The organism is Enterococcus sp. BWB1-3, assembly GCF_016745275.1.
Lineage (GTDB): Bacteria > Bacillota > Bacilli > Lactobacillales > Enterococcaceae > Enterococcus_L.
Genome location: NZ_JADOEP010000058.1, coordinates 1 through 2,299, shown reverse-complemented (window position 1 = coordinate 2,299; position 2,299 = coordinate 1). Strand labels below are relative to the sequence as shown.

1 protein-coding gene is annotated in these 2,299 nt (G+C 31.9%); it reads right to left on the bottom strand.

Going from position 1 to position 2,299, the window contains the following annotated elements; all coding sequences use genetic code 11:
• Positions 1-572: 572 nt before the first annotated feature.
• Entirely contained in the window at positions 573-1,679 is a 1,107-nt protein-coding gene (locus tag IW492_RS17765; RefSeq protein ID WP_202069429.1) for a tyrosine-type recombinase/integrase, read from the bottom strand.
• Positions 1,680-2,299 lie beyond the last annotated feature (620 nt).

Genomic DNA, 2,299 nt, shown 5'->3' with positions numbered 1-2,299 from the left:
TTTTTTTTTCGATAGAGGAAGCCAGTATATTAAAAATAGATAGAAAGATTTTAAATAGTTCATAACAAGCTCTTTTCCGAGATCATTTCTTATTTGGGTAGTATCTTGAACAGTTAATAAAATTTCGGATAAATTAGGTATTATTCTGATTATCCTTGTGTGTCTTTTTTACTATCTGGACGAGTAAAGCAAGAACCTTTCATACATTAAAAAAAAGAGTTAAAATTCAATAATCACTACTTTGATTTATTTTTAGAAATAGCCTTCTAAAAAAGAGAATTTATTAAAGATGGTGGCAGGTTTGGGTACGGTTAAAAATTTCATGTTTTGCGTAAAAATAGGAATAACTCGCAAATTCCCAATAAAAATAGCCATCAATTTCGCTTTTGACGGCGAAACTGACGGCGCAGAGACTGACAGAGGTTAAAATAACTACATGTGGAAATTTCATATTTTGCGTAAAAACATGAATATTTCTCAAATTCCCAATGAAAATAGTCATCAAATTTACTTATGACGGCGAAACTGACGGCTCAGAATAGGATAGAGATTAAGTCTTTACAGGGCTTTTCCTATTTGAACGTAAATTTTTCAACAATACTGCGTTGATCTTCCAGAAAGCTGCTGGTGTAGGTGTCTAGTGTCATCTTGATGGATGAATGTCCAAGCATTGCGCTAACAGCAGCAACATTCCCTCCTAAAGTAATGCAGCGTGTAGCGAAGCTATGGCGTAAAGCATGGAAGGTTCCTTGCTCAATCCCCAGCTGTCTTTTCAACTGAACAAATCTGTAATTGATTGTACGTGGTTCAACCTGTTTGTTTTTTCCTGTTGTGACCACATATTCAGAAAACGAAGAGTTCCTTTTTTTTATATCTAATAACGTATTTCTTAATGTACAGGTCAAAGGAATTGTGCGGAATCCTTTAGTCGTTTTCGGTGTTCCTTCTATAAGTTCGGTTTTTTTGTGTTTATCTTGGCTTGAAACTCGCTGGACGGTTCTTCGAACATGAAGGACTGACGAAGTAAAATCAATGTCTGCCCATTTTAATCCACAAATCTCACCAATTCGAAGACCCGATTCTAAGGCTAATAACACGGGTAAATATTTAGTTTCTTTTTGACTGATTTGAATCATTTGTTTCTGTATTTCCATAGAGAAAGCTTCTACTTTTTTATTTTGTATAGCAGGCAATATAACATTATCACAAGGATTAACAGCGATGTATTTTTTTTGTTTTGCTGTTTCCAGACAATCTTTTAATAGATGAAAGATTAATTGAACAGAACTGGAAGCTAATCGTTTAGTTAAATGACCGATCAAATCAGAAATATGATAGATGGTAATTTTTTCCAATTTATACTTACCTAATAATGGGAAAAGATGAACATGAAACTTATTTTGATAACTTGTATAGGTACTTACTTTGATAAGGTTTCCTTTTATTTCTCTTAACCAAAAATTTCCCCAATCAGTAAATGTGCCAGTATAGGGCCGTACTTTTGATGACTGTTCTAGGTAATAATAGGTCTTTCTTTCAAAAAGTCTTTCTTTGACTGAACGATAGGTATCACCATAAATATAGCCATAGTATAAAGAACCATTTTCTTTTCGCCCCTTAGGATACCGACCTTCCCAACGTCCATCCTTTCTTTTGTAAATATTTTCTCCTTTAGCCATAAAGAGTATTCAATCCTTTCTTTGACGGCGAATTTGACGGTGGAAAAAAACAAGAAAATTACTCTCAAACTTTTATTTATAGAATTAAATAGAAGGTTTTTCCCAATCTTTTAATCAAATTGAAAGATAAAAAGAGCAAATTCGTCCTATGTGTTATTGATTTTTAATAGTAATATGTGTAGAATTTAATTGTTATATACAAAAAATGGGTTAGTAAGTGAAAAAATGGAAGAAATACATACTAGAAAATTTCATGTTTTTACGCAAAACATGAAATTTTTCAAGCATATTAACCACATTTTTTTATTTATATGACATCAGCTGCTATAGTTCATAATGGTTGAGTTTAGCGGGAGAGAGTTAGAAGCATCGTTAGCGTTCTGTATTAATAATACTTCATACATACATAAAATATTTTTTCTTCTGGGAAATTATTATTTATGGTACGTAATTTAAAGTGCTGATCTTCAATTAATATTTGTAGGAAAGACAATTTAGAGTGACTAGTTGTTTGCCTACCACAATTTCTTTAATAAATTTCAGAAAGTGTGAATATTGTGAAGTACCTAAAGGTTTTCTATTTATTGTTCTTACGTTTATTGCCAAAAACAGTAAAAAAG